Source organism: Bifidobacterium vespertilionis (genome assembly GCF_008698145.1).
Lineage (GTDB): Bacteria > Actinomycetota > Actinomycetes > Actinomycetales > Bifidobacteriaceae > Bifidobacterium > Bifidobacterium vespertilionis.
Genome location: NZ_RZNZ01000014.1, coordinates 90,507 through 98,334 on the forward strand (window position 1 = coordinate 90,507; position 7,828 = coordinate 98,334).

At 58.8% G+C, this 7,828-nt stretch carries 6 protein-coding genes; all 6 read left to right on the forward strand.

Translation table 11 applies throughout. The annotated features are described in order from the left end of the window. The first annotated feature begins 97 nt into the window (after positions 1-97). Positions 98-652 (forward strand): Jag family protein, encoded by a 555-nt coding sequence (locus tag EMO90_RS09770; RefSeq protein WP_150354227.1) that lies wholly within the window; start codon positions 98-100, stop codon positions 650-652. 94 nt (positions 653-746) lie between these two features. Beyond that, entirely contained in the window at positions 747-1,604 is an 858-nt protein-coding gene (locus tag EMO90_RS09775; protein WP_449495025.1) for a 16S rRNA (guanine(527)-N(7))-methyltransferase RsmG, read from the forward strand. Positions 1,605-2,150: 546 nt separating this feature from the next. Continuing rightward, a complete protein-coding gene (locus tag EMO90_RS09780; protein WP_150354239.1) occupies positions 2,151-3,110 on the forward strand; it encodes a ParA family protein in 960 nt (319 codons plus the stop codon). Between the two features lie 2 nt (positions 3,111-3,112). Beyond that, positions 3,113-4,570 (forward strand): ParB/RepB/Spo0J family partition protein, encoded by a 1,458-nt coding sequence (locus EMO90_RS09785; RefSeq protein WP_395953218.1) that lies wholly within the window; start codon positions 3,113-3,115, stop codon positions 4,568-4,570. Positions 4,571-5,001: 431 nt separating this feature from the next. Next, positions 5,002-5,205: a hypothetical protein gene (locus EMO90_RS09790; RefSeq protein ID WP_150354229.1), complete on the forward strand. Its 204-nt coding sequence runs from the start codon at positions 5,002-5,004 to the stop codon at positions 5,203-5,205. Between the two features lie 225 nt (positions 5,206-5,430). Next, positions 5,431-7,101, forward strand: a complete 1,671-nt coding sequence (locus EMO90_RS09795; protein ID WP_150354230.1) for an ATP-binding cassette domain-containing protein — start codon at positions 5,431-5,433, stop codon at positions 7,099-7,101. Positions 7,102-7,828 lie beyond the last annotated feature (727 nt).

The following is a 7,828-nucleotide window of genomic DNA, read 5'->3' on the forward strand; positions in this document are numbered from 1 at the left end:
TTTTAAGGCCCTTCCCCGCTTTGCTTCGCCACGCCGACTACGTTGCCGCGGTCGGCGTGGACTGGAATACTGTTACCAGCTTGGGTAAGGAGACACTATGGCACAGGATGATGCGAAGACGATCGATCAGCTCAATGAGGAAGCCGACATCGCCGCCGACTATCTCGAAGGTCTGCTCGACATCGCCGACTACGATGGCGACATCGAGATGGGCGTGCGCAATGGCCGCCCGATGGTTCAGATCGTGGCGGATGACGACACGGACATCAAGCACCTGATCGGCCGCAACGGCGAGGTAGTGGACGCCCTTCAGCAGCTCACCCGCCTGGCCGTGCAGCAGAAGACCGGCGAGCGTTCCCACCTGATCGTGGACGTGGACGGTTTCCTCAAGCACAAGCGCCAGCATCTGCGCGACGTGGCTCTGGATGCCATCGATGAGGTCCGCGAGATCGGCGAGCCGGTGGACCTCAAGCCCATGAACTCCTTCGAGCGCAAGATTGTGCACGACGTGGTCCGCGAGGAGGGCTTCAAGTCCCGCTCGCACGGCGAGGAGCCGCACCGCTACGTGACCATCTACCTCAAGTCCTCCGCCGCTGACGATGCCGATGACGTCGACGATGCGGCTGACGACGCTGCGCCCGCCGATGAGTGATGTGAATCCGGCTGGCGGTTTGGCTGGCGAGCTGGCCGATGAGCTGGTGGCCGCTGACGCTCCCTCGGGTGTTACCGTGGGTGTTACCGCTGGTATTCCCGAGGGCCCGGTGACCGATCAGCTCGACGGTTCGCCCATCGTGCGCGAGGTGCTGGGCGATGCCTATGAGCCGCTCGCCCTGTTCCATGGCAAGCTCATGGCCGAAGGCGAGCCCCGTGGACTGATCGGCCCGCGTGATGTGCCGATCGTATGGGAGCGGCACATTCTCAACTCCGCTGCGATCGTGCCGTTCGTGCGCGAGGCCGCCGCGGGCTTCAGCCACAAGACGATCGCCGACATCGGTTCCGGCGGTGGCTTCCCTGGTCTGATCGTGGCCGCCTGCTTGCCCGATTTCAGCGTGACGCTGGTCGAGCCGATGGAGCGCCGCGTGGAATGGCTCGCCGAGTGCGTGGAATTGATGGGCCTGACGAATGTGACGATCCGTCGTGCCCGTGCCGAGGAGCTGATCGGGCCGGTTGGCTCGAAGCATGGTTCTCGCAATGGCGGTTCCGGTAACGGTTCCCGGCGTCGCCGTGGCGATAGGGGAGTGGGACGACCGCGTGGGCGTGCGCGTGAGGCGGTGTCCGCGGCCGATGCGAATGCTGTGGTCTCTTCTGCTTCCGGCATGCCTGTAAATGAGAATGATTCTCGGAAGGGCGCCGCTGGTCCCGAGCGATTTGCTGTGGTGACCTGCCGGGCCGTGGCCCCCATGACCAAGCTCGCCGGCTGGACCCTGCCTCTGCTGGCCCCCGGTGGCAAGCTCGTGGCCCTCAAGGGCCGCAGCGCCCAGGCCGAGCTGGACAAGGCCGCCAAGGAGATCTCCAAGGCCCATGGTCTGGATCCCCAAGTTGTGGAAGCTCCCGTTGCTCCCGGCCTTGAGCCCACCCACGTGGTCCTCATCACCAAGCGGTAGGGGCCTGTGGCGGGGCGGCATTATTGTCCCGTTTCACGTGAAACAGGGCGTTGTCATTCTGAGCGGTATTGCCTGATTCCCCCTCCTGTCATCATGAGAAGTGTTGCATGGGTTCTCCCTCCTGTCATCCTGAGCGAAGCGTAGCGGAGTCGAAGGATCCTTAATCTTCTGCACGATTCATCGATCTCAGCAATGCGCAACGTTAAGGATCCTTCGACTCGCTACGCTCGCTCAGGATGACAGGTGAAAAAGAAGTTATCCACAATTGTGGACCTCTTCTCCACTTATCCACACCCTTTTCGGTCGCTGCCTGCTATTTTTCGAAAACCGCTTAAAATCAACGTTTATCGCTCGCTTTTTTCATACAATCTCTTCACCTTGTCGCTATGATATCCACACTTATCCACAGTTATTCACCTTGCTGTGCACAACTTGTGGGCACTGACGCAACCCATGCACTTGTCCATAGAATCCACAAAACTGGAGCGGTAATGTGTGTAAGGAGGATCAGTGACGAACGCGAACAATGATGCATCATCATCGGCGATGTCTGATGAATTCGAATCCGCGGATGATGTGATCAAGCGTATTTTCGCGGATGGAACGTCCTCGGTGGGACTCCAGATGGCGTCGTCCAGCGAGCGAACCAGGGTTTTGGACGAGACTGTTTTTCCGCAACCGTCGCGAACTCGTTTCATCGCCGTTGCCAACCAGAAGGGGGGAGTGGGCAAGACCACGTCCACGGTGAACATTGCCGCTGCTTTGGCCAAGGCCGGCTCCCGAGTGCTTGTCATCGATATGGATCCCCAGGGCAATGCGTCCACAGCATTGGGCGTGCCTCATGGTTCCGGTCAGCCGTCCGTATACGACGTGATCGAGGGCCGCAAGGGCATTGCCGAAATCAAGCTGCCCTGCCCCGATTTCGAGACTCTTGAAGTCGTGCCGTCCTCCATCGACCTGTCCGGTGCCGAGCTGGAGTTGGCCGATCTGCCCAATCGCAATTATCTGCTGAGATCAGCGCTTCATGCGTTCCTGACGGAATCGGACCTGCACTACGACTATGTATTCTTCGATTGCGCACCCAGCCTTGGCCTGCTGGTGCTGAACGCGCTGTGTGCCGCGCGTGAGGTGCTGATCCCCATTCAGGCCGAGTACTACGCGCTCGAGGGTTTGGGTCAGCTCATCCACACGATCGGTCTTGCCCAGTCCACGCTGAACCGTCATCTGGTCATCTCCACGATTCTGGTGACCATGTACGATCGTCGTACTTTGCTGAGCAAGGAAGTGTACGACGAAGTGCATGAGCATTATCCGTCTATCGTGCTGGAGACGACGATTCCCCGATCCGTGCGCATCTCCGAGGCGCCGAGCTTCGGCCAGACGGTCATCGCATACGATCCGCACGGTGCCGGTGCCGTGGCGTATCGCGAGGCTGCGCTGGAGATCGCCCAGCATTCCGAGCAGGCTTTGCAGCTTATTGACGACACGAGAAAGAATGAAGGTTGATCATGGCGCGTTCGCGTTTAGGTAAAGGTCTTGGCGCGCTGTTCCCCGCGCTGCCCAACGAGGAGGAGATGAAGGTCGAGGCGCCTGTTCCGGATGATTTGGAGGTGCCTACCCAGACGCCTGCTTCTTCCAAGAAGGAGACTCACGCCAAGAAGGAATCCACGGCCAAGTCTCCGCATGCCACGAAGCATTCCAAGCGTGCCAGCGTGCCAGCGTTGGGTGATCTGACCCATCCGAGTGATTTCTTCTTCGGTCCGCAGTCCGGTGCGGCGAGTGGCGCCTCTGCAGCCTCGTCCGCCGATTCCTTCGCTTCGCAGCTGCTTAATACCGTTGATCAGCGCAAGATTGCAGCCGCGCCCGGTCAGGCTGATGTCGAAGCTGCCAGGAAGGCTGCTTCTGCCGATGTTTCACGTGAAACCTCGGGGTCGATTGCGTCTGCGGCATCGTCCGCCTCTTCGTCTGCTGGAGCCTCCGGCAAGACGCAGGGTGATCAGAATGACCAGCCCTCCGACCCGCTCAAGCCGGTTTCAGGCGGCTATCTGGCTGAACTCAAGCTCGCCGACATCGGCCCCAATGATCATCAGCCGCGCACGATCTTCGATGAAGATGATTTGCTGGAGCTGTCCGATTCCATCAAGGAAGTCGGTGTGCTCCAGCCGATCGTGGTCCGTCGTCGCCCCAAGGCGCAGATCGCCGCCGCGCAGGCAGCGAAGGCCGCCGCGGCCAATGCGCCCGATTCCGATGTTTCACGTGAAACGTCGAAGGGTGGCATCTTCGCCGATCGCATGGATAGCCCGTACGAGATCATCATGGGTGAGCGTCGTTGGCGTGCCTCCCAGCTGGCTGGCCTGAAGACGATCCCGGCGATTGTCAAGACCACCTCCGACGATGACATGCTGCGCGACGCCCTGCTGGAGAACCTGCATCGCGTCGCCCTCAACCCGCTCGAAGAGGCGGCTGCCTATCAGCAGATGATCAAGGAGTTCGGTCTCACGCAGGAGCAGCTGGCCAAGTCCGTCTCCAAGTCCCGCCCGCAGATCGCCAATATGCTGCGTCTGCTGCAGCTGCCGCCGGCCGTACAGAAGAAGGTCGCGTCCGGTGTGCTGTCCGCCGGTCATGCCCGTGCGTTGCTGGGTCTTGATTCCGCTGAGGAGATGGACAAGCTGGCCGTGCGCATTGTGGGGGAGGGCCTCTCGGTGCGATCCACCGAGGAGATCGTCGCCATGATGACCAAGGCCGCCGCCGATCAGGAGGATAAGCCCAAGGCGCCGCGTCGCGCGAATGTGTGGACCGGCTCGCCCATCCAGCAAAGTCTGGAGAATCGCTTCGAGACTAAGGTGGCCATCAAGGGCACCCGGAAGCACGGCCGCATCGAGATCACCTTCTCCTCCCCGGAGGACATGGAACGCATCATGGCCCTGCTCAACCCCGAAGCCCCCTCCTCCGACGGCTGGGTCTGACGGCCTGCTCGCCCGGTCATTCTGAGCCCCTTCCCGTCATTCTGAGCCTTCTCTCAGTCGTCCTGAGCCTCCCACTGTCATCCTGAGCGCAGCGAAGGATCCTTAACTATCCGCACAAAGTCAAAGGATCCTTCGACTCCGCCCTATCGGGCTCCGCTCAGGATGACCGGAGGTGGTTTCGTCATGAGTCGCCCCCTGTCATCCTGAGTTTTTTTCTTGTCATCCTGAGCGAAGCGAAGGATCCTTTGTCATTCATATCGGGTCATAGTGCGGGGAAGTTTAGGATCCTTCGACTACGCCCTATCGGGCTTCGCTCAGGATGACAGAATCTACCTCTGTCATCCTGAGCGAAGCGTAGCGTAGTCGAAGGATCCTTAACTTCCCCTCGTCACACCCTCGCCTACAATATCCTTGGAAAGGGGTGACGGCACATGACTCTCATAACGGTGTTCATTGGCATGCTCGTGCTGAGCGTGGTGGCCATTATTCTGCTGATCTGGCTTGGATGCCGTCTGGTTTTCCCGCCCATTCCTCAACCCGATGGCTACGGCCGCCGTACTGCATGGCTTGGTGCTCTTGTGCTCATTTTGATGATCGTGATCGCCGCCCTGATGTACTGGATGGTTGCCCTGTGATGCGCTGTATGTCGTTCAGTATATCTGGTAGCCGGTGAATCGTCATTTTTTCCTGTCGTCCTGAGCGTAGCGAAGGATACTTGACTTCAATTCGTATGATTAAGGATCCTTTCCGCTTCGCCCTGCGGGCTTTGTTCAGGATGGCGGGGAGGCAATGACTCGCGGACATCCCCCCTCAGCTAATCTCATTATTGAGAATAGAGCTCATTTTTTAGGGGGAAATGCATGTCTGCCATTCATCGGCGCCGCTTCGAATGTGTCAAGTTGGCCATCTTAACCATTGTGCTTGCGGCCTTTATGACGGGCGATGCCCTGTTGCTTCAGGAGCTGATCGCCAGCGTCGAGGCCTCCGATTGGACTCGATTCGCCATCATGTCGGTCGTGATTCTTGCTTATATTCCCGTGCAGGCGGGTTTCTATTTCTGGCGTCAATCGTACGCGGAACATGTTGCCTATCTTCTACTCAATGATATGCGATCGGACATGTTCCATCGAGTCGGTCGTATCCCCATGGCGCAATATACGCGCACGGGTTCGGACAAATATCTGTCTAATCTGACCGTGCAGTTGGACGGCGTCAAAGCAAACCTCATCGACGTTGCCATCTGGGGCGGCTATCTGGTGTGCCAGCTGATATTCGCCGTGATCACCATCCTCGCCATCAACCCGGTTCTGGGGCTGTGCGCACTCGTGCTTTGCATTCCTCCCGCGTTGGTTCCCATCCTGATGAAGCGCCCGGTTGAGCGCGCCCGGCATCGGCTTGTCGACGCCACCGATGAAATGAACCAGACCACCGGTGATTTGCTTCGTGGCATGGCCGATTGGCGACTGGCTGGTCGGTCGCGTGAGATCATGGCCCTGTTCGGTGGTCGATCCGATGATTGGCGGCGGGCGGCCAACAAGGATGCGAGCGTGCAAAAGGGTGTCGATACGCTGAGCGATACCCTTTCACATGTTCTGGTGTTCGGCGTGTGGATCGCGGGCGGTTTCATCATCATGCGCGGAGGTATGACGGTGGCACAGATCATCGCCTTCACCTCGCTGACCGGCAACATTTCCGTGCCGCTGTTCTATGCGTCAGGTTTGATCTCCCAGTGGCATGCGGGGCGTGAGACGCTCGCCTCTATTGAACAGCTGATCCCGCAATCCAATGATGTTAATGCCGAAGCTGTCGTTCCACTAAAGCGCGTTCATGATCATCGCATGATTGAATTGAATAATTTCCATCCGCATGCGGGGGAGCGCGAAGCCGATGGCATTTCGTTCGTCTTCGATTGCGACAAGCGGTATATGATCGTTGGCCGTTCAGGTTCGGGCAAGTCCTCGTTAGTGCGTCCGATTGCGGGCTTGGATGATGACTGGTCCGGCGCAATCGTCATCAATGGGCAACAATACACATCGCATGACATGGTCCGGATGCGGTCGGCAGACATCGGCTACCTTGCCCAATCGAGCCACCTGTTTCGCGCATCGATCCGGGACAATGTCCGACTGTTCGACGAGCGCGTGTCCGACGAGGAGATTATGAGTGCATGCGATCGTGCGCACATTGGTGATTGGGTTCGCGATCGTGGACTGGACACCATCATCGACGACGATCTGCAGCAGCTTTCCGGCGGTGAGAAACAGCGTATTTTGTTGGCGCGTCTTCTGGTTCGTCAATGCGGATTCTGCATGCTTGACGAGCTGTCCACCGGGTTGGATGGCCACACCGCATCGCTGGTTGAGCAGACCATGCTCAGCATGTTCCATGGTTTTGTGCTCATCAGCCATCATTTGGATGAACCTATGCTGCGTGCCATGGACGCCATCATCGTCATGGATCATGGTCGCATCGCAGCCGTTGGATCGTATGATCAGGTTGCTCCGGTTATGCGCCGGCTCGGGTTGCTTTAGGCGGACGTTGTTAGTGGTGCGCGTCGTTGTTTCACGTGAAACGTCGATTGCGTTTTGCTTTTCCGTCATTCTGAACGTTTCTCCGCCCTGAGGGCTTTGTTCAGGATGACGGGGTAATTACCTGTCATCCTGAGCGAGCGAAGCGAGTCGAAGGATCCTTGGCCATTGCGCACAAATGGACTGGATGAGTGGAGACGAAGGATCCTTCGACTTCGCCCTGCGGTGTCCGGCTATGCCGGACCCTCGCCGCCTTGGCGGCGGCTCGACCGCAATCGCGGACGGCCTACGGCCGCAGCATTATTTGCTCACTGTCGTTCGCCTTCGCCTACAAACGCCACTGGCGTTTGCTTGACGGCTCAGCCTGCCTACGGACAGCCCACCGGACTGTCCGCTTAACGGCTCAGTGCTCAGGATGACGGATGGGATTGTTTGTCATCCTAAGATGTATTCCCTGTCCTCCGGACTGTTCTTCCAGTCATACTGAACGTAGTGAAGGATCCTTAACTTCTATGCGCATGGTTAAGGATCCTTCGACTCGCTTCGCTCGCTCAGGATGACGAGGGGATGGAGCGCTTGCTCGGGGTGAGGAGGGGAACGAGTGGGCGGGCTCTAGTGATCGTTGCAACACCTGACCGACCGACGGGAGGATCAGATGGAGACGGACACGAAGAGCGCGGCCAGATGGGTGTTCGAGGACGTGGAATACGCCACGCGCGGCGAGATGTGC

What these genes read in the sequence shown, in the direction of transcription:
- EMO90_RS09770 (WP_150354227.1), top strand. Translation starts at nt 98, where the DNA reads ATGGCACAGGATGATGCGAAGACGATCGATCAGCTCAATGAGGAAGCC.
- EMO90_RS09780 (WP_150354239.1), top strand. Translation starts at nt 2,151, where the DNA reads ATGTCTGATGAATTCGAATCCGCGGATGATGTGATCAAGCGTATTTTC.
- EMO90_RS09785 (WP_395953218.1), top strand. Translation starts at nt 3,113, where the DNA reads ATGGCGCGTTCGCGTTTAGGTAAAGGTCTTGGCGCGCTGTTCCCCGCG.
- EMO90_RS09790 (WP_150354229.1), top strand. Translation starts at nt 5,002, where the DNA reads ATGACTCTCATAACGGTGTTCATTGGCATGCTCGTGCTGAGCGTGGTG.
- EMO90_RS09795 (WP_150354230.1), top strand. Translation starts at nt 5,431, where the DNA reads ATGTCTGCCATTCATCGGCGCCGCTTCGAATGTGTCAAGTTGGCCATC.